At 55.8% G+C, this 21719-nt stretch carries 16 protein-coding genes, 1 tRNA gene and 1 rRNA gene; 10 read left to right on the forward strand and 8 right to left on the reverse strand.

Annotated features, from left to right (window positions below):
- The 3 genes from CMO10_RS14455 to CMO10_RS14465 all read left to right on the forward strand — a co-directional run.
- Positions 1-871: ABC transporter permease (locus tag CMO10_RS14455; RefSeq protein WP_297023537.1), on the forward strand; the 871-nt coding region annotated here is incomplete at its 5' end.
- On the forward strand, positions 864-2495 hold the full coding sequence (locus CMO10_RS14460; protein WP_297023540.1) for an ABC transporter ATP-binding protein: 1632 nt from the start codon (positions 864-866) through the stop codon (positions 2493-2495). The genes CMO10_RS14455 and CMO10_RS14460, both read left to right, overlap by 8 nt.
- A gap of 99 nt (positions 2496-2594) precedes the next feature.
- Complete coding sequence (locus tag CMO10_RS14465; protein WP_297023542.1) at positions 2595-4601, forward strand: CocE/NonD family hydrolase; 2007 nt, start codon at positions 2595-2597, stop codon at positions 4599-4601.
- Between the two features lie 41 nt (positions 4602-4642).
- Here CMO10_RS14465 and CMO10_RS14470 read toward each other — a convergent pair whose 3' ends face one another.
- The 3 genes from CMO10_RS14470 to bcoG form a co-directional block, all read right to left on the reverse strand.
- Positions 4643-5587 carry an alpha/beta hydrolase gene (locus CMO10_RS14470; protein WP_297023545.1) on the reverse strand — a complete coding sequence of 315 codons (945 nt, stop codon included), beginning with the start codon at positions 5585-5587 and terminating at the stop codon, positions 4643-4645.
- Positions 5588-5713: 126 nt separating this feature from the next.
- A complete protein-coding gene (locus CMO10_RS14475) occupies positions 5714-7165 on the reverse strand; it encodes a carnitine 3-dehydrogenase (protein WP_297023547.1) in 1452 nt (483 codons plus the stop codon).
- Positions 7165-8103: a 3-dehydrocarnitine:acetyl-CoA trimethylamine transferase BcoG gene (gene bcoG / locus CMO10_RS14480; protein WP_297023550.1), complete on the reverse strand. Its 939-nt coding sequence runs from the start codon at positions 8101-8103 to the stop codon at positions 7165-7167. Before bcoG ends, CMO10_RS14475 begins: the two co-directional genes overlap by 1 nt.
- Positions 8104-8127: 24 nt before the next feature.
- On the opposite strand from bcoG, the gene CMO10_RS14485 reads away from it, so the two are divergent.
- Positions 8128-9180, forward strand: a complete 1053-nt coding sequence (locus CMO10_RS14485) for a GlxA family transcriptional regulator (RefSeq protein WP_297023552.1) — start codon at positions 8128-8130, stop codon at positions 9178-9180.
- Here CMO10_RS14485 and CMO10_RS14490 read toward each other — a convergent pair.
- Positions 9175-10107 carry an L-lactate dehydrogenase gene (locus CMO10_RS14490; RefSeq protein ID WP_297023554.1) on the reverse strand — a complete coding sequence of 311 codons (933 nt, stop codon included), beginning with the start codon at positions 10105-10107 and terminating at the stop codon, positions 9175-9177. The two genes, CMO10_RS14485 and CMO10_RS14490, sit on opposite strands and share 6 nt — an antisense overlap.
- A 659-nt stretch (positions 10108-10766) precedes the next feature.
- Between CMO10_RS14490 and CMO10_RS14495 the strand changes: the two genes are divergently transcribed.
- Both CMO10_RS14495 and CMO10_RS14500 read left to right on the forward strand, forming a co-directional pair.
- Complete coding sequence (locus CMO10_RS14495; protein ID WP_297023557.1) at positions 10767-12038, forward strand: aromatic ring-hydroxylating oxygenase subunit alpha; 1272 nt, start codon at positions 10767-10769, stop codon at positions 12036-12038.
- On the forward strand, positions 12035-13168 hold the full coding sequence (locus CMO10_RS14500) for an FAD-binding oxidoreductase (RefSeq protein ID WP_297023559.1): 1134 nt from the start codon (positions 12035-12037) through the stop codon (positions 13166-13168). The genes CMO10_RS14495 and CMO10_RS14500 overlap by 4 nt, the downstream gene beginning before the upstream one ends.
- 69 nt (positions 13169-13237) lie before the next feature.
- On the opposite strand, the gene CMO10_RS14505 is transcribed toward CMO10_RS14500, so the two are convergent.
- Positions 13238-14290, reverse strand: a complete 1053-nt coding sequence (locus tag CMO10_RS14505; RefSeq protein WP_297023561.1) for a GlxA family transcriptional regulator — start codon at positions 14288-14290, stop codon at positions 13238-13240.
- A gap of 414 nt (positions 14291-14704) precedes the next feature.
- On the opposite strand from CMO10_RS14505, the gene CMO10_RS14510 reads away from it, so the two are divergent.
- The 4 genes from CMO10_RS14510 to CMO10_RS14525 all read left to right on the forward strand — a co-directional run bounded on the left by CMO10_RS14510 (position 14705) and on the right by CMO10_RS14525 (position 19959).
- The gene (locus CMO10_RS14510; RefSeq protein ID WP_297023576.1) at positions 14705-15454 is read left to right on the forward strand and encodes an electron transfer flavoprotein subunit beta/FixA family protein; all 750 of its coding nucleotides are present in this window, start codon (positions 14705-14707) and stop codon (positions 15452-15454) included.
- Positions 15455-15474: 20 nt separating this feature from the next.
- The gene (locus tag CMO10_RS14515) at positions 15475-16410 is read left to right on the forward strand and encodes an electron transfer flavoprotein subunit alpha/FixB family protein (RefSeq protein WP_297023564.1); all 936 of its coding nucleotides are present in this window, start codon (positions 15475-15477) and stop codon (positions 16408-16410) included.
- A 33-nt stretch (positions 16411-16443) separates the two neighbouring features.
- Positions 16444-17301 (forward strand): formyltetrahydrofolate deformylase, encoded by an 858-nt coding sequence (gene purU, locus CMO10_RS14520; protein WP_297023567.1) that lies wholly within the window; start codon positions 16444-16446, stop codon positions 17299-17301.
- 96 nt (positions 17302-17397) lie between these two features.
- Positions 17398-19959: a GcvT family protein gene (locus CMO10_RS14525; protein WP_297023570.1), complete on the forward strand. Its 2562-nt coding sequence runs from the start codon at positions 17398-17400 to the stop codon at positions 19957-19959.
- A gap of 98 nt (positions 19960-20057) precedes the next feature.
- Here the strand turns inward: CMO10_RS14525 and CMO10_RS14530 are convergent, their stop codons facing one another.
- The 3 genes from CMO10_RS14530 to rrf form a co-directional block, all read right to left on the reverse strand.
- On the reverse strand, positions 20058-21143 hold the full coding sequence (locus CMO10_RS14530; protein ID WP_297023573.1) for an alpha/beta hydrolase: 1086 nt from the start codon (positions 21141-21143) through the stop codon (positions 20058-20060).
- Positions 21144-21441: 298 nt separating this feature from the next.
- Positions 21442-21518 (reverse strand) — tRNA-Met (locus tag CMO10_RS14535).
- Between the two features lie 117 nt (positions 21519-21635).
- Positions 21636-21719, reverse strand: a 5S ribosomal RNA gene (gene rrf, locus CMO10_RS14540); the annotation flags it as partial.

Here is a 21719-nt window from a genome sequence, read left to right on the forward strand (position 1 = left end):
ATATCGTCGCCATTGTCGCCAATCCGAGACTGAGGCATCCGCGATGAGATTACGTGAAATCCCGCTGACCGCCTGGATCGGAATTCTGGGCATTCTGTTCGCTTTTGGCTGTGCCGTTTTTGCCCCGCTTATCGCGCCCTATGGGGAACGCGAAATTGTTGCGGGTGTCTGGGAGCCGGCCAGTGATCTTTATCTTCTGGGCACTGACAACCTGGGTCGTGATCTTCTGTCACGCCTGATTTACGGTGCGCAGACAACCTTGTTCGTATCACTCGCGGCATCAATCCTGTCGTTTTCGATCGGCATTTTCCTGAGCTTCACGGCCGCTGTTTCCGGTGGTCCGATTGATCAGGGACTGTCGCGTTTGAACGATCTGATGATGTCGATCCCGACCCTGATTTTCGCCCTCGTCGTGCTGGCTGTTCTGCCACAGAACATCTTCATTCTGATTGCCGTAATGGCCATTCTCGATTCAACGCGCGTCTATCGACTGGGTCGTGCAGTTGCGCTAGATGTTGCAGTGATGGAATTCGTCGAGGCCGCCAAACTGCGCGGTGAAGGCAAGATGTGGATCATCTTCCGCGAAATTCTGCCCAATACGCTGTCGCCACTTTTGGCCGAGTTCGGGCTGCGTTTTGCCTTTTCGATCCTGTTCCTCTCCACCCTTTCCTTCCTCGGCCTTGGCATTCAGCCGCCGGCTGCCGACTGGGGTGGCATGGTCAAGGACAACAAGGATGGCATCATCTTTGGCATTCAGGCCGCTCTCATTCCGGGTGGCGCGATTGCGGCCCTTGCCGTCTGTGTGAACATGGTTGTCGACTGGTTGCTGAAACGTACTTCCAGCCTGAAAGGAGGCCGCGGCGATGTCTGATCTTTTATCGGTACGCGACTTGCGCATTGGCGCGACCATCTTCCCGCCGGGCGAAGCCCCGATGGATATCGAAATTGTCCATGGTGTTTCCTTCGATCTGCAAAAGGGCAAGGTGCTTGGCCTGATCGGGGAATCCGGTGCGGGCAAATCAACCATTGGCCTTGCGGCCCTGGCCTATGGCCGGGGTGGTGTGCGCATCACTGGCGGTGAAGTCCTGCTGGATGGCGAGGACATCCTGCCACTTGATAAAAAGGGGATCCGTAAAATCCGCGGGGCGCGTGTTTGTTACGTTGCCCAATCGGCTGCGGCATCTTTCAACCCGGCGCACAAACTGGGCGATCAGGTGATCGAGGCCACTGTCGAGCATGGCCTGATGACGCGGGCCGAAGCCCGTGAGCGAGCTGACTACCTGTTTGAAATTCTGGGTCTTCCCGACCCCAAGAATTTCGGCAACCGTTTCCCGCATCAGGTATCGGGCGGACAGTTGCAACGTGCCATGACCGCCATGGCGCTGTGTTCCAAACCGGAACTGATCGTCTTTGACGAACCGACCACCGCCCTTGACGTAACCACCCAGATTGACGTTCTGGCCGCGATCAAGAACGCGATTGAGAAGACCGGTACCGCAGCCCTTTACATCACCCATGATCTGGCCGTTGTTGCCCAGATTTCGGATGACATCATGGTCCTGCGTAACGGCGATACCGTCGAATACGGGCCGGTTCAGCAGATCATTGAAAACCCGCGTCAGGAATATACCAAGGCGCTGGTCAACGTGCGTCAGACCAAACAGACCGAAGCCCGCGATCAAACGGACGCGTTGCTAAGGGTCGAAAACATCTCGGCGGCCTATGGCAACGGTGTGCAGGTTCTGCATGACGTATCGCTGCACGTACCCCGTGGTCAGACACTGGCCGTGGTGGGCGAATCCGGGTCGGGTAAATCCACGCTCACACGTGTCATTACCGGTTTGCTGCCGCCCTTCAAGGGCAGCGTCAAATTCGGGGACGAGGAACTGTCCAACGCGCAAAAGGATCGCTCTCGCGATCATTTGCGCCGTATCCAGCTGATCTATCAAATGGCCGATACCGCGATGAACCCGCGCCAGACCGTAGGGCAAATCATCGGTCGCCCGTTGCAGTTCTATTTCGGCAAGCGCGGCGCGGAACGCAAAAAGGAAGTCATCAAACTTCTTGATGAAATCGAGATGGGCGAAGCTTTCTATGACCGTTATCCGGCAGAACTTTCCGGCGGGCAGAAACAGCGTGTGGCCATCGCACGTGCCTTGGCCGCGCAGCCGGAATTGATCCTGTGTGACGAGCCGACCTCGGCCCTTGATCCGCTGGTTGCTGAAGGCATCCTTGATCTTTTGCTGCGCCTGCAAAAGGAACGTCAGGTGTCCTATCTGTTCATCACCCATGACATCGCAATTGTGCGTGCAATTGCCGATTCTGTTGCGGTGATGCTGCAGGGCAAGCTGGTCGATTTCGGTCCGCGCTCCGAAGTTCTGAACCCGCCATTTGACGATTACACTGACCTTCTTTTGAAGTCGGTGCCGGAAATGGAACTGGGCTGGCTGGAAAAAGTTCTGGCCTCGCGCAAAATGGAAAGTGCCGGTCACTAAAAACCGTGCAACAGTCAAAAAGGCGGCCCGGATTGTGGGCCGCCTTTTTGAATAAGCCCCACATTACAAAACCTGCCACCAAAAGGACGACGCCCCGATATGTCCGAACGAAATTTCACCGTTATTGAAAACACCTTTATCACCATCGGTGATGGCACCCGACTTGCCGCGCGCATGTGGATGCCAGACAACGCTGAAAACGACCCGGTGCCTGCCGTTTTCGAATTCCTGCCCTATCGCAAGGGCGATGGCACCTGTGTTCGCGATGAGGCGACCTATCCCGAATTTGCCAAGGCCGGTATTGCCGGTGTGCGGATTGATATTCGCGGATCAGGTGAATCTGACGGTGTGATTGACGGCGAATATACCGAACTTGAACTGGCCAATGCCTGCGAACTGATTGCCTGGATTGCCGATCAACCGTGGTGCAACGGATCGGTCGGCATGATGGGGATTTCCTGGGGCGGGTTTAACTGCCTGCAGGTTGCCGCCCTTAATCCCCCGGCCCTTAAGGCAGTGATTTCCATCGCCTCCACCGTCGATCGCTATAACGACGACATTCACTACAAAAATGGCTGTCATTTGGGTGTGCAGCTTTCATGGGCGGCGACCATGCTGGCCTATCAGTCGCGCACGCCCGACCCGGCGCTGGTCGGGGATGACTGGCGGGCAATGTGGCTGCATCGCCTGAAGGAAGAGCCGTTCTTCCTTGAAGAATGGCTGCAACATCAGACGCGCGATGAATACTGGAAACACGCCTCGATTTGCGAGGATTTTGATGCGGTCAAAATCCCGTCGATGGTTCTGGCCGGTTGGGCTGATGGCTATCGCAACACACCGATCCGCGCGATTGACGGTATGCCTGATCGTGCAAAAGCCCTGATTGGACCCTGGGTGCACAAATATCCGCATTTCGCATGGCCAAAGCCCCGTGCTGACTTCACCGGCGAGGCCATCAAATGGTGGAACAAGTGGCTGCGCGGTGATGATAACGGCATTGATGAACTGCCCCAAATGCGCGCCTATATCCTTGATGGACCAAAACCAGCGATGCGCCGTGACTTTGATCCGGGCTTCTGGATCGGCAAGGACAGTTGGTCGCAACCCGAAACCCGAACCCTTTATGTCAATGACGACAAACTTGGGTTCGAGCCGGCAAGCGACGCGGCACCAGCCGCCGACATTTACCTGAAGTCACCGCTTGATACCGGGACAGCGTCGGGTGAGTACTTCACCCTTAAACCCGATGCCGAAATGGCGATTGACCAGCGTTCTGATGATGCCGGGTCACTGGTGTTTGAAACGGCCCCGCTGGAAGCCGAAATCGACCTTCTGGGCCGCCCGGTTGTAACACTTGATGTCGAATGCGATGCAGACTGGTCAAACCTGTGCGCGCGTCTGGTTGATGTTCATCCCGATGGCACAGCAACCCGCGTATCGTTTGGCGTGCTAAATCTGGCCCATCGTGATCTCGACGCAAACTATGCCGATCCCAAACCGATGCCGCGCGGCAAGAAAGTTACCATCACGCTGGTACTCGATGCCTGTGGCTATCGTTTCAATGCCGGGCATCGCATCCGTCTTGCGCTTTCGACATCCTATTGGCCAATGATCCTGCCGCCGCCCTTCGATGCCGGCCTGACCATTGCACCGTCTTCGATTGCCTTTGATCTGCCCTTGCTGGGCGCGCATGAGAAGATCGAGGTCAAGGAACCGGACAATCCCGATCCGCTACCCAAATATATCGAACACAAGCCCAGCCGGACGGAACGCAGCGTTCAGCGCAATCTGACCCAGAACGAAACGCGGTATCGCATCTATGAGGATACCGGCCTGTTTGAGCATCCGGACTCGCGCCTTGCGACGCGTGAAGTGCGCAGCGAAACCTGGACCATAAACCCGCTGGATCCGACATCTGTTTCGGGCGAGGCCGCTTGGACTTGTGATCTGGAACGTGATGGTTGGTCAGTACGCACCGACTGCCATGCCGAGCTTAAATGTGATCGGGACAACTGGTATGTCGCGGCCTGGGTCATTGGCTACGAAGGAACCGAACAGGTGTTTGAAAAGAAGTGGGAAAAAACAATCCCGCGCAACTTCATGTAAGAACACACTTAAAACAAAGGGCCGGTCTTCCGGCCCTTTTTCTATTCCGGACCGACCATCGCGGTGATCGCATCACAGAGATGTCCGAACGCTGTTTTGGCCCCCGGGCTCATATGCCGGGCGCGCAGCCAGCCATGGATCATTTGCGGTTCTTCGCGGTACTGCACGGAAATGCCCGCACGGGCAAGGCGGGCGGTATATTCGCGTCCGTCATCGCGCAGTGGATCAAAATAGGCCGCGGTAATAAAGGTCGGCGGCAACCCACGAAGGTCATCAACCGACAATGCATGGGCAAACGGATCATCCATCGGCGCCTTAAGCACATCGCGATAGTAAATAACGTCATCCGTACTCAGCCCCGGCGCACTGGCCATCTGCCCGTAGCTTGGCCAGTTCAAGTCGCCACCAAGAGCCGGATAAATCAGGGCTTGTCCCAGAACGCGATCACCAAAGCCCTCTTCACGGGCCCGAACGGCGATCCCGGCAGCAAGCATGCCACCGGCACTATCCCCGACCAATACAACCTTCTTGCCCGACGCCAACAAGCTTTGGGTCACCTTATGGCAATCCTCGTGCTGAGCAGGCCAGATATGTTCGGGGGCGAGGCGGTAATCAATGGCGATCAGTTCCGCCTTTGCTGCTTGGGAAATTTCGGCACAAATGGCATCATGGCTGTCGCGCGATCCGACGACAAAGCCCCCGCCATGCATATAGACGATCTTGTGGTTTGATACGCACTCGGCCGGGCGGTAATGGCGCACCGGTACATCGGCAATTACATCGTCTTCGACCTGCATACCCGCGGGATGGGGAAAGGCAAATTCGGCACAAAGTGCGTCGTACCAGCTGCGCTGCTGATCGATTGAAGCTGCCACCGCGTCAGGCGGATAGAACCCGTCACATTTGGCAATGAAGGCACGAATGCCTTCTTCCTCTGGCATCGGGTCATAGGTCACTTCGGAGGAAACCTGATCAGAATTGGCCATCAACGGATCCTTGGTCAAAGACGTGTTGTGTCAGCCTAACGCGGAAGCCCCCGCAGTTAAAGACTGCAGGGGCCTATCACAGTGTAATTGTGAACTGGTTCCGTGCGCCTCGGATCGAGGCGCTATCTAGCCAATCGCTCGGCCCAGCTGATCGGATTTGGGCAGGCCTGCATGGCGCTTGGCCATTTCTGCCAGATTGGTTGCCACCACGCCAGCAGGTTCGGACGTACGACGGGTTTTCAGATCCACGTGCAGCAACATGGTTTCCACCGTCGCAGCAACTGCACCCTCGTCATTGATCAGACGATGGAACAGATGCAACTTCTTGCCCGCCCCATTGATCAGTTGCGTCGTGACACGGATATGATCCCCGGCACTGATTTCCTGCAGATAACAGACATGGGTTTCGACCGTGAAATAGCTGCCGCCATTGGCGATATAATCGGCATCCGCACCGACCATTTCCATAAAGCGGTCGCTTGCCTGTGAGCTGACTTCAACATAGTGGGCTTCGTTCATATGCCCGTTATAATCCGTCCAGCTTTGCGGGATCTGACGATCCCCGGTGACAGGAAGATCATCAATCGGTGCCGGTTCGGGCAGCAAGCCCTCATGATCATTGATCGTGCCCCCTGCGCCACTACCCGATTTCTTGAGCGCGCGCATCATGCCAACAAGGTTGTCATCACGCAGCCGTTCAAGTTCACGAATGCTCATATGCCCTGATTGATCATCGGATTGCTGCGCAATACGTGCGGTCAGTTCCGGGGTCAGTTCCGGCACATCCATCAGCTTCGTCCACGGCCATTTAAGAGCCGGCCCGAACTGCCCGATGAAATGTTCCATTCCGGCTTCACCGCCAGCAATACGATAGGTCTCAAAAAGCCCCATCTGAGCCCAGCGCAGGCCAAAGCCAAAGCGGATGGCATCGTCAATTTCCTCGGTCGTGGCGATCTCGTCATGGACAAGCCACAGCCCCTCTCGCCAGACGGCTTCAAGCAGACGGTCGGCGATATGGGCATCAATTTCCTTGCGCACGACAAGCGGCTTTAATCCGACGGAGCGCAGCACATCACACCCGGCCTCGAGCACCGCTGCATCGGTTACCGCCGATGGCACCACTTCGATCAGCGGCAGCAGATAAACCGGGTTGAACGGATGGGCGACGACGATCTGACCGGGATTGTTTGAGCCCTGCTGCAGCTCGCTGGGTTTAAAGCCCGATGTTGATGAGCCAATCAGACAATCCGTCGGGGCATGCGCCTGAATTTGCGCAAGAATCTTGTGTTTGAGCGCAAGCTGTTCGGGAACGCTTTCCTGAATCCACTGCGCCCCGGCCACTGCCGCTGCCATATCATCATGGAAGGTCAGGGTGCCTTCAGCTGGCAAGGCGCGATCATAAAGGGCCGGCAGGCTGCGGCGCGCATTTGCCAGCACTTCATTGATTTTGCGTTGGGCCTGGGGATCGGGATCGAATACCGCAACGTCCCAACCGTTGAGCAGGAACCTTGCAGCCCAGCCACCACCGATCACACCACCGCCAATGATGGCGGCCTTTTTATTGGATGCTTTGGTCATCAGCGTGGCTCCCGCTTGGTCAGGCCAAGCTTCTTGCGCACCGCATCCGGGCCAATCACCGTGGCGCCCATGCCTTCAATTATGCCAACCGCACGCTCAACCAGTTGGGCATTAGTCGCAAGCACACCCTTCGACAGATAGATATTGTCTTCCAGACCAACACGCACATTGCCGCCTGCCAGAACCGATGCCGCAACATAGGGCATCTGATCACGCCCGATGGAAAAGGCCGACCATTCCCAATCGGATGGCACGTTATTGACCATCGCCATAAAGGTATTGAGATCATTTGGCGCGCCCCACGGAATACCCATGCAAAGCTGCACAAGGGCCGGGCTTTCAAGAATGCCCTCATTCACCAGTTGCTTGGCAAACCACAGGTGACCCGTATCGAATGCCTCGATCTCCGGCTTGACGCCAAGATCAGTCATCATCTGCCCCATGGCGCGCAGCATGCCCGGCGTATTGGTCATGACATAGTCGGCCTCGGCAAAGTTCATCGTGCCGCAATCAAGGGTGCAGATTTCCGGCAGGCAGTCGGCGATGTGGGCCATGCGTTCCGACGCGCCGATCATGTCGGTTGCGGCTTCATTGACCGGCAAGGGCGCCTCGGTCGATCCAAAGACGATATCGCCACCCATGCCTGCCGTCAGGTTAAGGACAACATCCACGTCGGCCGCCCGTACCCGTTCGGTCAGTTCGCGGTAATATTTAACGTCGCGTGATGGTGCGCCGGTTTCGGGGTCGCGCACATGGCAATGCACAACGGCGGCACCGGCCTTGGCCGCATCGATCGCACTGTTGGCGATCTGTTCGGGCGAACGCGGCACGTGCGGAGATTTATCCTGTGTACCGCCCGATCCTGTTACGGCGGCGGTAATGAAGACTTCCTTGTTCATCGAAAGCGGCATGCTGGCCTCTCTGGCTTTTGGGGTCATTTTGCTGCGGTCAGGATATCGCGATTGGCAATATTGATTTTACATATTCCGTCATTTACTTTTCTGATCATGCCAATACCGCATCACCGCTTTGTCTATGTCCTGTTTGACGGATTTTCCAATCTGGTTCTGGCCAGCGCGTTGGAACCGTTGCGCGCGGCCGCCGGCCTGCCCAATGGGCCAGATATCAGCTGGGATATTTGCACAATCGATGGATCCCCCGCGACAAGTTCTAGTGACCTTGTCATCACGCCAAAGGCCGCGCTGAATGCCATCAATGATCCGACGCGTATTGATTATCTGGTGGTGATATCGGGCTATGACATGCGCCATCATTTATCGTCGCGCACACGGGCCCGGCTGCAAAATGCTGCGCAACATGCGCGTACCGTGATCGGTGTTGATACCGCGGCCTGGTTGCTGGCGGCGTGCAATATGCTCGCCGGGAAATCGGCGACCATTCATTGGCAGGAACTTGATCAATTCCGCGAACAGTTCCCCGATGTCAGTGTCCTGACCGACCGCTTTGTTGAAGATGGCAAAATGATCACGTCGGGCGGGGCGGCAACCGTGATGGAGATGATGCTCCATCTTCTTGCCCGGGAATTTGGCCCGTCGGTCGCCTTTGATGTCAGCAACCTGTTTGTCTATGACGCCCGCCATCAGACGCTTGGCACGAACGATATGCCCGCGCGCGGGGCGGATCGTTTGCATGGTCCGGGCGCTGATCATGTCCGGCGTGCAGTTAGCGAAATGATTGCCCATATCGAAGCGCCGATTGCGCTCAAAGCCATTGCGACCCGCGCGGGCTGTTCGCTGCGCAGTCTTGATCGGGCCTTTCAGGACAATCTGCAAATGGCGCCAGGTAAATATTATCAGATGCTGCGTCTGGGCCGGGCACGCGATCTGGCCCGTTCAACGGATATGAAGCTGGCTGATATTGCGCTTCAAACCGGTTTTAAAAGCCACGCAGCCCTTAGTCGCGCCTATGCACAGGCCTTTGGCACAACCTTGCGCGCCATGCGCAGCAAACGGCGCACGGTACCAACCACGGGCGCTTCACAACCCAACCTATAAGCGGATCGATTCCACGCTGTCCTTAAGAAGCGTAGCACTTTTTTCAAGGCCGTCGCGCTCCGTGGTTACAAGATCGGGCATCAAATCGGTTTCGATCCCGTTGGCACCGACAACGCGTGGAATAGAAAGTGCGACATCCCTAATCCCGACGATTTCGGGGGTCACACAGGATACGGTTAGAACATCATGCTGATCACGCCCGATCGCCTTGACGATTCGCGCCAGTCCGGCCCCGATCCCGTAATAGGTCGCGCCCTTGCCCTTGATGATTTTATAGGCCGCATTACGCACCCCATCATCAATGGTTGCACGCACATGTTCGGTGATCGGCGCGCTGACCTGGGCTGCGATATCGGCAAGCGACAACGATCCCACCTTGGCATTCGACCAGGCAAGGACTTCGCTATCGCCGTGTTCGCCAAGGACATAGGCATGAACCGATTGCGGTGAAATACCAAGATGCCGACCCAGAAGGCTTCGGAAACGCGCGGTATCAAGAATGGTGCCCGATCCAATTACCCGGTTGGCCGGAAGGTCCGATATCCGCTGGGTGATCTGGGTCATGATGTCGACCGGGTTCGAGGCAATCAGAAGAATTGCGTCAGGCGCGACCGATAAAACATTGCCGACCACGTCCTTGAAAACGGCGGCGTTTCTTTCAAGCAAAGCCAGTCTGGTTTCACCAGGTTTTTGACTGACTCCGGCGGCGAGAATGATAACGGATGCTCCGGCCAACCCATCATAATTTGCCGCCTCGACAATCGTCGAAGACATGAAAGGCACAGCGTGCGCTATGTCTTCGGCCTGTGCCACAGCCAGATCGTGGTTTTGATCGACCAGAACGACCGAGCTTGCGAGTCCTATAACCGCCAGCGCGTATCCCGCCGAACTTCCGACCATTCCGGCCCCGACAATCCCGACTTTCATCACCCGACTCCCGATTTTCACACCATATTGATCCGATGATGCCATTGCCGGGGGATGAGGTCAAAAAAGGGCAGGAAAACTGCCGTTGCACATTGAAATTTGTCCAAAGAAAAGCCACCTAGCCTGTGTGGACTGCCAGACAATGATATCTCGTCGCAAAACTACTGCCTTTTTGACTTATGCTTTCTCCCTTAGCACACCAAAACCGAAATAGATTTTGAAATCGCTCACCCTCAGGTGTGGGCGCCCGAAAGAGCAGGTTACCTGCCGGCGGAGAAGAGGGAGACTTTGGGTGCAACTGACAGCCCGTAAACCGACACGTGCCCTGCACGTGACAGATCGTGTGTATTGCGGCATGGCCGTGAATACCAAACGATCCTGCAATCAAGGCATTGCGGGGCGTGGTCTGGTGCGTTTCGGTCAATCATCTGGCATACAGAAGTCATACCGTCAGTTACCTCGGCAATACCAACTGTCTCGCGTGCAGATTTCCACCGAAGACGTCCAGGAATAAGCCCGATGCTGGAAACAACCAGCATCACAAAGAATTAAGCACCCGAATTTCCCGTTCGGTGCTATGCTTACGCCCTGATGCAGACGGTTAGCCATGCACAGGATTCCGTTCCAGATACCATTGAGAGAAGCCGAGGTATCCGACCATGCATTCATCTGAAATTCAAAAACTCGTCGCCCGCCGCCAGACCTTCAAGAGCCTTGAGGCACCTTTCTACGGTGATCAGGACATTCTGGATCTGGATATGGATGTCATCTTTGGCCAGAACTGGATTTTCGTTGGCGTAGAGCCTGAACTTCCGGAACCGGGCGATTGCATCACCGTTGAAATCGGTGGCGCGTCGATCCTGATCCTGCGCGGCGATGATATGGGCCTGCGTGCATTCCATAACGTCTGCCGTCACCGCGGTGCGAAGCTTATCGATGAACGCCAGACCACGATCGGCAACATCGTCTGCCGTTATCATGGCTGGACCTATAACGAGGATGGCGACCTTATCCTCGCCGAACATATGGGTTCAGGCTTTGATAAAAGCTGCCATGGCCTGAAAACCGTTCATGTCCGTTCGATCGCTGGCCTGATCTTTATCTGCCTGGCGAAGGATGCCCCGGCCGATATCGAAGAAATGGCCAAGGTCATGGAACCGTATATCGCGCCGCACGACCTTTCCAACTGTAAGGTTGCCCACGTTTCCGAACTGATCGAGGAAGGAAACTGGAAGCTGACCATGGAAAACAACCGCGAGTGCTATCACTGCGAGGGTAACCACCCGCAGCTGACCGTACCGCTGTCGGAATTCGGTTTCGGCTTCTCGCCTGATGAACTTGATCAGCGCCGTTCAGAAGACGTTGCCAAATATTCTGAGACCATCGCCAAGGATCACGCGCGTTGGGAAGCATGCGGTCTGCCGTCTGCCGAGCAAGACCAGCTTTCAAACGTCACGGGCTTCCGCACCATGCGCCTGCCGCTGATGCGCGAAGGTGAGTCGCACACACTTGATACCAAGGCTGCCTCGAAGAAACTTCTGGGTAACTTTACCGATGCCAAACTTGGTGGTCTGAGCTTCTGGACACACCCGAACTCCTGGCACCACTTCATGGCCGACCATATCGTGACCTTCTGTGTTCTGCCGCTTTCGCCAAACAGAACGCTGGTACGCACGACCTGGCTGGTCCACAAGGACGCACGTGAAAACGAGGATTATACCCTTGATAACCTCACCCACGTATGGAACATGACCAACCAGCAGGACGCCGACCTTGTGCGCCTTGCCCAGATTGGTAGTGAACAACCTGCATACGAACCGGGCCCGTATTCCAAATTCACCGAACCGCATGTTGAGGCGTTCTGTGACTGGTACATCAAGCGCCTGGAAGACCACTTCGCAACGAACAAAGCCGGGATTGCCGCAGAATGAGTGAGAAGAAGCCAAACGAGGACACGAAGGGCAACGACGCGCCCGTCGAAGAAATCGTGACCGAAGTCAACCGGGTCCCCTTGTGGGATCCGGAGCATGACGATGTCCTTGTTTGCCGGCAAGTTCGTCAGGAAACGCACGATGTGAAAACCTTTGTGTTTTCTGCGCGTGAGCCGCGTGCGTTTCGTTTTTACCCCGGTCAGTTCATGACCTTCGAGCTGCCGGTCGAAGGCATGGTCACGCGCAGCTATACGATCTCGGCATCAGCCGCACGCCCATACCGTATTGAAATTACGGTCAAACGTGTTCCGGGTGGTCCAGGATCGAACTGGCTGCATGACAATATGCTGCCGGGCAAGGAAGTGAATGTCACCGGCCCCGCTGGTGACTTCACCACCGACGCAACCGCTGATCAGAAATTGCTGTTCATTTCGGCTGGCAGCGGTATCACGCCGATGATGTCGATGACCCGCACGGCCTGCGATCTGTCCGAACCAACCGATCTACATTTTGTCCATGCGGCCCGCACGCCATCAGATCTGATTTTCCGCGACGAGCTGAACCTTCTGATGTCGCAGAACCCGTCACTTAAGGTTTCGCTGACCGTTGATACGACGTCGGCCAGCCATCAGTGGTCGGGCTTCACCGGCCGGTTGAGCCTGCCGATGCTGTCGCTGATGTCGCCGGACTTCAAGGACCGCAAAGTCTTTTGCTGTGGTCCGGGCCGCTTCATGGAGGGCGTGCGCAACATGCTCCAGGAAGCCGGCTTTGACATGGACAAATACTACGAGGAAAGCTTCGATTTCGGTGCTGAAACCGCGGGCAACCTCGAAGAACATGAATCTGTCGCACCAGAAATCAGCGATCAAAAATTCCGCGTCAGTTTCGTCAAGACCGGCCACGTTGTGGAATGCAACCCGGGCATGACGATCCTGTCTGCCGCCAAGGAAGCCGGCCTGATGCCGATGTCTTCCTGTCAGCGCGGTATTTGCGGTACCTGCAAATCCAAACTGGTTACGGGTGAAGTCGACATGCAGCACGGCGGCGGCATTCGCCAGCGTGAAGTCGATCAGGGCAAGATCCTGATTTGCTGCTCCACCCCGCTTTCCGATGTCGAGGTCGAGATTTAAGACCCCCGACGAATACGGCACAATTTTAAACGCCCTGCTCACTTTTGATCGTGAACAGGGCGTTTTCTTTTATGCGCCGGCTTCAAGCTGCGGGGCTTCGGCCTCTGCCATGTTACTCGTTGCCAGCGAATCGGGGATCGGGCGCCGCAGGGCTTGCGGCGTGCAGCCATAGCGGCGGCGGAACATCCGGCTTAGATGTGACGAGTCGCAAAAGCCGCAATCAACCGCAATCTGGGCGACCGATTTGTCACTTTTTTCGATCAGATGCTGCGCCAGATCCAGCCGGATATTGAGGAACGCCACCTGTGGTGATGTATCAAGTGCAAGTCGGAAATGCCGTTCGATCTGGCGCTTACTGTTGCCCATGCGCCGCGCAATTTCCTGCACCGAAATCGGCATGTCGATATTTTGCTGCATGATCAAAAGCGCACGCTGAACAATCTGATCCTGAGTCTTAAGATCAAGTGGAATGCCCGGCTGTGGTTTTTCCGCCTGAAGCGCATCATCAATGATCATGATATGCAGGCTTTTGTTCGCCTGGGCGCGGCCAACATGCTTGTCGACCAGATAGGCCGCAAGATGCGCCGAACTGACCCCGCCCGAACAGGTCAGGCGATCGCGGTCGACCACGAAAATCTGCTCGGTAACCGGGTCAAGTCCTTCGAATTGTTCGACAACTTCAGAATGATGGAACCAGCTGACACAGCAGCGGTAGCCATTTAAAAGCCCGGCCTCATGCAGCATGAACACACCGGTACACACACCAACAAGCGGCACACCGGCCGCCGCCGCTTCATGCAGGAATTTCTGATAGGCGGGACTGAGCTTTTCGGCGTCATCCATCAACCCGCCGACAACCACGATATAGTTGAACCGCCTTGGGTCCCCCAACCGTTCCTTGGGCTGTACCGCGATCCCGCTACTCGATGTAATCGGGTCCATCGTGTCTGACAGAACCGTCCATTTACAAAGAATCGGACGACTGCGATCACCCTCGTCCGCAGCCAGTCGCAAGACATCAACAAAGTTCGCAAAAGCGCACAAGGTAAAGCGTTTTGCGAGGATAAAACCGACGTTCAAACGCGGTGCAGTCTGGGCACGGGATTCAGGCTTCTTGAGCATCGGTTCCTCCGATACAGGCAAGGTTGTCAGGTTTGTCGTAGCGGTAATCTCACTTTGACGCAAACATTCTATTTTTTGGCGCAAAAAGTCGCCAGATTAATTTTCATGATACCGACGGGTATATCGGGGAAGCAAGAGAAACACAGGGTCTCGGCAGAATCAACAATCGGATCGCGATGAAGATGCCAAAAATGGCAAACAGTACATTCGCGCCCCGGGAAGTTGGCCAAAAATGTGTAACAATTGTCCCGGTTCCGGAATATCGGCATCCCGAATTGCACCAAGATAAATGTCGCCTCCGGTAGTGTCACATCACGTAACGCTTCCAGTCTTTGAAACTTAAATCGGGTCGCGCTTGCCGCGACCATCCCGGACCAGGCAGCTTTGATCCGGATTTCGTCAGAGAGGGAAATGATGAAGGTTCTCGTACCTGTTAAACGGGTCGTCGACTACAACGTGAAGATCCGCGTCAAGGCGGATGGTTCCGGTGTCGACCTTGCCAATGTCAAAATGTCGATGAACCCCTTCGACGAAATCGCGGTCGAGGAAGCCATTCGCCTTAAGGAATCCGGTCAGGCTGACGAAATCGTCGCCGTCTCGATCGGCCCGGCACAGGCACAAGAAACCCTGCGCACGGCCCTGGCCATGGGTGCGGATCGCGCCATCCTGGTGACCGTTGATGGTCCGGTCGAGCCGCTTGATGTCGCAAAAATTCTTAAGGGCGTCGTTGATGCCGAGGAACCCGGCCTTGTCATTCTGGGTAAACAGGCGATTGATGATGACGCCAACCAGACCGGCCAGATGCTTTCGGCCCTGTTGGGTTGGTCGCAGGCGACCTTTGCCTCCAAACTGGAACTCTCGGCTGATCATGCAAAAGTCACCCGCGAGGTTGATGGCGGTCTTCAGGCCATCAGTGTCAGCCTGCCGGCAATCGTTACCGCCGACCTTCGCCTGAACGAGCCGCGCTATGCGTCACTGCCCAATATCATGAAGGCCAAGAAAAAGCCGCTTGATAGCAAAACCGCCGCCGACTTTGGCGTTACCGTTGCACCGCGTCTGCGCCTGATTCGGGTCGAAGAACCCGCAACGCGCAAGGCCGGCATCAAGGTCGCCAATGTTGCTGAACTCACCGACAAACTCAAGAATGAAGCTGGCGTCATCTGACCCAGGCGGAGATTGAAATCATGGCTATTCTTCTTTTTGCCGAACACGATAACGCCACGCTGTCCGAACAGACCGCAAAGGCCCTGAGTGCCGCAACCCAAATCGGTGGTGACATTGATATTCTGGTCGCAGGCAAGGCTGTTGGTGCCGTTGCCGAACAGGCATCCAAGCTTTCTGGTATTCGTAGCGTTCTGGTTGCCGATAGCGACGCACTGGCAAACCATCTTGCCGAAAATGCTGCCGACCTGATCGTCTCGCTTGCCGGTGACTATGACACCATCGTTGCCGCAGCAACTGCGAACGGCAAAAACATCCTGCCGCGCGTTGCTGCCCTGCTGGATGTCATGCAGGTGTCCGAGGTGATGGAAGTTGTCGATGCCGACACCTTCAAACGCCCGATCTATGCCGGCAACGCCATCGAAGTCGTTCAAAGCACCGATGCGAAAAAAGTCCTGACCATCCGCACCTCAAGCTTTGGCGCATTTGAGGCTGGCGACAGTGCTGCCGAAATCAAATCGGTTGATGCCGGAAGTGCCGATAGCGGGAAATCTTCCTTCCTTGAAAACATTCTGTCGGAAAATGATCGCCCGGAACTTGGTTCTGCCAAGATTATTGTTTCCGGTGGCCGTGCTCTTGGATCAGAAGAAAAGTTCAAGGCCGTCATTACGCCGCTTGCTGACAAGCTTGGTGCCGCAGTTGGCGCATCACGTGCCGCTGTTGATGCCGGATATGCCCCGAACGATCTTCAGGTCGGTCAGACGGGTAAAGTCGTCGCACCGGACCTATATATCGCATGTGGCATTTCCGGCGCGATCCAGCATCTGGCAGGCATGAAGGATTCCAAGATCATCGTTGCCATCAATACAGATGAAGAAGCACCGATCTTTCAGGTCGCAGATTACGGCATTGTCGGTGATCTGTTTGACATTCTGCCGCAGCTGGAAAACCAGCTTTAAGCTCACCAGAGAAATCGAAACGGAACCAAACCAGTGAACGATACCTCTTATATCCTGCGTATTGCCTGCGACGATCAGCCGGGCATCGTTGCGACCGTTACCTCTGCTCTGGCCACGCGCGGCGCCAATATCGCCGAGTCCAACCAGTTCTGGGACCGCCACACCAACAAATTCTTCCTGCGTGTTGCGGTCATCACACCATCAGATATCGACAAGGAATCCATTGCCCTGTCGCTGAACCCGGCGGTTGATCGCTTTAACCTGAAGCTCAAGATTGATGAAGTTGCACGCCGTCCGCGAATCATCATCATGGTTTCGAAATTCGACCATGCGATGCTGCACCTTCTTTACCAAATCAAGGTGGGCTGGCTGGACGCCGAAGTTGCGGCCATCGTCTCGAACCACGAAGATGCCCGCAAGGTCGCCGATCAGGAAGGCATCCCCTTCTATCACTGGCCGGTGAACAAGGAAAACAAGGCTGAACAGGAAGCCAAGCTTGCTGACCTGATCAAGGAAACCAAGTCTGAACTGGTGGTCCTTGCCCGCTACATGCAGGTCCTGACCAACGAGCTTTCCAGCCAGTTCTATGGCATGATCATCAACATTCACCACTCGTTCCTGCCAAGCTTCAAAGGGGCAAAGCCATATCATCAGGCTTATGAGCGCGGCGTGAAACTGATCGGGGCGACGGCACACTATGTCACGCCTGATCTTGATGAAGGCCCGATCATTGAACAGGAAACCGAACGCGTGAACCACGCGATGTCGGCCGACGATTTCGTCGCGGCGGGTCGTGATATCGAATCACGGGTTCTCGCCCGCGCAGTCAAATACCATCTTGAAGGCAGGGTGATGCTCAACGATCACCGAACAGTAGTCTTCACTTTGTAGTACACTCCTGCAACGGGGCCGGCTTCGACCGGTCCCTGACGCGTTTTTCGCCATGCCGAGCACTGACAAACATCTCGGAAAGAAGGATTGAGAGAAATGAGCGCATTTCCAAGCAAGGCCAAAGTTGTCATCGTCGGTCTCGGCGGTATTGTTGGCTCCTCGGTGGCACATCACCTGATCGAAAATGGCTGGGACGATATTGTCGGCATCGACAAGTCCGGTATCCCGACCGACATAGGCTCGACCGCGCACGCATCCGACTTCTGCTATGCGACCAGCCACGACCAGCTGACCACCTGGACCACCATGTATTCCATGGATTTCTACGAAAAGATGGGCCATTACGCGCGCATCGGCGGTCTGGAAGTCGCACGCGTCGGTGATGAAGAACGCATGGGCGAACTCAAACGCCGCGTTGACTCCGGCAAGGCATTTGGCACCAACGTCAAAATGATCACGGCCGCAGAAGCCAAGGAAAAATTCCCGCTTCTGGAAGAAGACCAGATCATGGGTGCGATGTGGGACCCGGATGCCGGTCTTGTCATTCCGCGCTCGCAAACAGTTGCCGGTAAACTGATCGATCAGGCCGAAGCATCGGGCAAGCTCAAGATCTTTGCCAACACCTCGGCTCTTGAACTGATCACCGAAAATGGTCGCATCAAGGGTGTCGTTACCGAACGCGGTACGATCCATGCCGACTATGTGGTTGTCTGTGCCGGTCTGTGGGGCCGTCTGATTGCCGAAATGGCGGGCGAAGACCTGCCGGTGATGCCGGTTGACCATCCGCTGACCTTCTTTGGGCCGTATAACGAATTCGAAGGCACCGGTGTTGAAATCGGTTACCCGCTGCTTCGCGACCAGGGCAACTCGGCCTATATGCGCGATACCGGCGATCCCAAAAGCACCGAGGGTGGCCAGATCGAATGGGGCTACTATTACGAGGAAAACCCGCGTCTGGTCCATCCGCGCGACATCCTCGAGAAGGATCAGGCACGCCTGTCCCCGTCGCAGCGCGACCTCGAACTCGAAGACGTGATCGAGCCGCTTGAACGCGCCATGGAACTGACCCCGATCCTGACCGAACTTGGCTTTAACGAAAGTCACTCGTTCAATGGTCTGCTGCAGTCCTCGGCTGATGGTGGCCCGTCGATGGGTGAAAGTCAGAACCTGCGCGGTCTTTGGTACGCAGTTGGTATCTGGATTAAAGACGGACCGGGCATGGGCAAACTGATTGCCGACTGGATGACCCATGGCCGCACCCATGTTGACCATGCATCCGTCGACTTCTCGCGCTTCAACAAGTTCCAGCTGAACGAACAGTACATCCACGACCGTTGCTATGAGACGGCGAAAAAGATCTACAACCCGCCGGTCCACCCGCGCGAGCCGTTCGCCAATGCCCGCGGCATTCGCCGCTCCCCGTTCTATGAGCGCGAAGTCGAACTCGGCGGTTACTTCATGGAACTCGGCGGTTGGGAACGTGCGCATGGCTATGCCGCCAACGAGCACCTTCTGGAAAAATATGCCGACCGCGTTCCGGTCCGTGAACATGAATGGGACAACCGCCACTTCTGGCGTGTGTCGAACGCCGAACAGCTCGCGATGAGTGACGATTGCGGCATCATCAACCTGTCGCACTTCCACATGACCGACATTTCCGGTCCGGATCATGTTGAACTGATGGAATGGCTTTGTGCTGCCAAGGTCGGTGGGGACGCCAATATCGGCAAGGGTATCTATACCCACATGCTCGATGACGAAGGCATGGTACGTGCCGACTTCACCGTCTTCCGCATGGAAGACCGCTGCCGTCTGGTTAACGGTGCCGATGCTGGCCCGCGTGACCTGACCTATATGCGCCGTACCGCTCAGGACAAGGGTTGGGATGTCACGATCACCGATGTGACCGAAGACTACACCACCATTGGCATCTGGGGCCCGAACGCGCGTGAGAATCTCAAGAAGGTTGTCGAAGATCCAGAAGCGCTCAATGTCGAAAACTTCCCGTTTGCCGCTATTCGTCAGATCAAGATTGCCGGCAAAACCGTTTCTGCTTTCCGTATTTCGTATGTTGGCGAGCAGGGCTGGGAGCTTCACATGCGTTATGAAGACGGCCTTGCTGTCTGGGATGCGCTGCGCGGGATCGGTGTTCTGGCTGTTGGTGTTGAAACCTATGCCAACTCGCGTCGTCTGGAAAAATCACTGCGTCTGCAGAACGCAGACCTGCACACCCAGTACAACCTGCTCGAAGCCGATCTGGCCCGCCCGAAGGTCAAGGAAGCCGACTTCCGCGGCAAGGCAAAGCATGTTGAATATCGCGAACGCGATCATCAGCCAGCCATGCTCTGCACCCTGATCATGACCGAAAACGTCGATGCCAATGGCGTTGCCCGTTATCCGGTCGGTCGTCTGCCGGTGATGGATCCGGAAACCGGCAAAACCCTGATCGATGAGCTGGGCCGTCGTTCCTACACCAGCTCGATCGCCTTTGGTCCAAGTGTTGGCAAGAACATCGCCCTTGCCTACCTGCCGTGGGATTACTGCCAGGAAGGTCGCAAGCTGACCGTGTCCTACATGGACGAGATCTATCCGGTCGAAGTCTATGGCATCGGTTACAAACCGATCTACGATCCGGAAAACCTCAAGCCGCGCAGCTAGGCTTTCCGATCTCAAAGACTGATCAAAAAAAACCCCGCCGAATATTCGGCGGGGTTTTTGCTTTGAGGATTCAAATCCCGGATCAAGTATCGTGCTGCTTAGGCAACATGCTCTTCAAAGAAGGCCTGCAGCTTGTCAAACGGAATGATGTCCACTTGGTCATACAGATCGACGTGATCCGCACCTTCGATGATCATCAGTTCCTTCGGCTCGGCAGCTCCCGCATAGGCATCCTCACTGAAATAACGCGAATGGGCTTCCGAACCTGCAATCAGCAGCATCGGCCGCGGCGAGATTTCATCGACATAGGTCAGAAGCGGCATGTTCATGAACGACAGCGGGTTGGTTACGGTCCAGCCACCGTTGGAGTTGACCGAACGTTTGTGATATCCGCGCTCGGTCTTGTAATAGCCGTAATACATCTGAATGACCGGGTTATCGATGCCTTCAAGCGTATCAGGCAGACCACCCGCCATTGCCGGCTTGCCGTTTTCCGCATCGGTCCAGCGCTGCTCGCTCATCTGGGTCAGGGCTGCGGTGCGCTCTTCCTGGGTCATCGCATCGTAATAGCCCTTCGCCATCACACGTGACATGTCGTACATGCTGGTAGTGGCAACCGCCTTGACGCGCTTGTCTGCGGCAACGGCATTCAGTGCCATGCCGCCAAAGCCGCAAATACCAATGATGCCGATCTGATCACGGTTGACCGACTCATGCAGGCCAAGGAAATCAATAGCGGCCATGAAGTCTTCGGTATTGATGTCCGGCGATGCAACATCACGGACAGCACCGCCACTTTCACCAACATAGGACGGATCAAATGCCACGGTGACAAAGCCACGCTCGGCCATTGTCTGGGCATAAAGCCCCGCCGCCTGCTCTTTCACTGCACCAAACGGACCGGCAACCGCAATCGCGGCCAGCTTGCCGGAACGGTTTTTCGGCAGATACAGATCGCCAACCAGGGCAACGCCATAACGGTTGGTGAAGGTCACCTTCTCATGATCAACCGCATCACTCTTGGCAAAGGTCTTGTCCCATTCTTCGGTCACAGCAAGTGCAGGCGAACCAACAAGGGAGCTCGCCCCGAATGCCGCAGCACCCGCACCAGCGATTTTCAGAAGGTTACGACGGCCCTCGTTCAGGGTCTCCGTCTTGTTTTCAACATTCACAGAATCAGTCATCTCATTCGCTCCTTATCAGTTCGCGATTTATGAGCCGACTGTAGCGAAAACCCTTCAGGCAGATTAGCCCACTAGTTTCGCTTGGAATGATGAATTTGATTCATTAGAGGAGGAGTGCTCTGGGGGCAAGTTGCGGGGGCAGGATTAGTCTCCGCCCTTCGGGCTTCGCCAGCTCCGGCCTCCGGCCTCCGCAAAGAACCCGCAAACAGGCTTTAGCCTGTTTGCGATGTTCCAATCCGCATGCACCCGACAAACAAACATTAAAAAAGCCCGCCACGAGGGCGAGCTTTAGTAATGTTGGTTGCGGGGGCAGGATTTGAACCTGCGACCTTCAGGTTATGAGCCTGACGAGCTACCGGGCTGCTCCACCCCGCGTCAGTGGGTGTTTCTGTTTTGGCGATGTGGGCCTTTAAACAGATAACGCCGCTCATGTTTGAAGCGGCGTTTGATGTTTGGTGTGTGTATTAGGGAATATGATGCTGTATTTGGAAGGCCCGGCGGTGACCTACTCTCCCGTGCCTTAAGACAAAGTACCATCGGCGCAGGCTGGTTTCACTTCTGAGTTCGGGATGGGAT

It is taken from the genome of Thalassospira sp., assembly GCF_002709775.1.
Classification (GTDB): domain Bacteria; phylum Pseudomonadota; class Alphaproteobacteria; order Rhodospirillales; family Thalassospiraceae; genus Thalassospira.

Coding starts and splice junctions, on each gene's coding strand:
- CMO10_RS14460 (WP_297023540.1), top strand. CDS start 864: ATGTCTGATCTTTTATCGGTACGCGACTTGCGCATTGGCGCGACCATC.
- CMO10_RS14465 (WP_297023542.1), top strand. CDS start 2,595: ATGTCCGAACGAAATTTCACCGTTATTGAAAACACCTTTATCACCATC.
- CMO10_RS14470 (WP_297023545.1), bottom strand. CDS start 5,587: ATGGCCAATTCTGATCAGGTTTCCTCCGAAGTGACCTATGACCCGATG.
- CMO10_RS14475 (WP_297023547.1), bottom strand. CDS start 7,165: ATGACCAAAGCATCCAATAAAAAGGCCGCCATCATTGGCGGTGGTGTG.
- bcoG (WP_297023550.1), bottom strand. CDS start 8,103: ATGACCCCAAAAGCCAGAGAGGCCAGCATGCCGCTTTCGATGAACAAG.
- CMO10_RS14490 (WP_297023554.1), bottom strand. CDS start 10,107: ATGAAAGTCGGGATTGTCGGGGCCGGAATGGTCGGAAGTTCGGCGGGA.
- CMO10_RS14495 (WP_297023557.1), top strand. CDS start 10,767: ATGCATTCATCTGAAATTCAAAAACTCGTCGCCCGCCGCCAGACCTTC.
- CMO10_RS14500 (WP_297023559.1), top strand. CDS start 12,035: ATGAGTGAGAAGAAGCCAAACGAGGACACGAAGGGCAACGACGCGCCC.
- CMO10_RS14505 (WP_297023561.1), bottom strand. CDS start 14,290: ATGCTCAAGAAGCCTGAATCCCGTGCCCAGACTGCACCGCGTTTGAAC.
- CMO10_RS14510 (WP_297023576.1), top strand. CDS start 14,705: ATGAAGGTTCTCGTACCTGTTAAACGGGTCGTCGACTACAACGTGAAG.
- CMO10_RS14515 (WP_297023564.1), top strand. CDS start 15,475: ATGGCTATTCTTCTTTTTGCCGAACACGATAACGCCACGCTGTCCGAA.
- CMO10_RS14525 (WP_297023570.1), top strand. CDS start 17,398: ATGAGCGCATTTCCAAGCAAGGCCAAAGTTGTCATCGTCGGTCTCGGC.
- CMO10_RS14530 (WP_297023573.1), bottom strand. CDS start 21,143: ATGACTGATTCTGTGAATGTTGAAAACAAGACGGAGACCCTGAACGAG.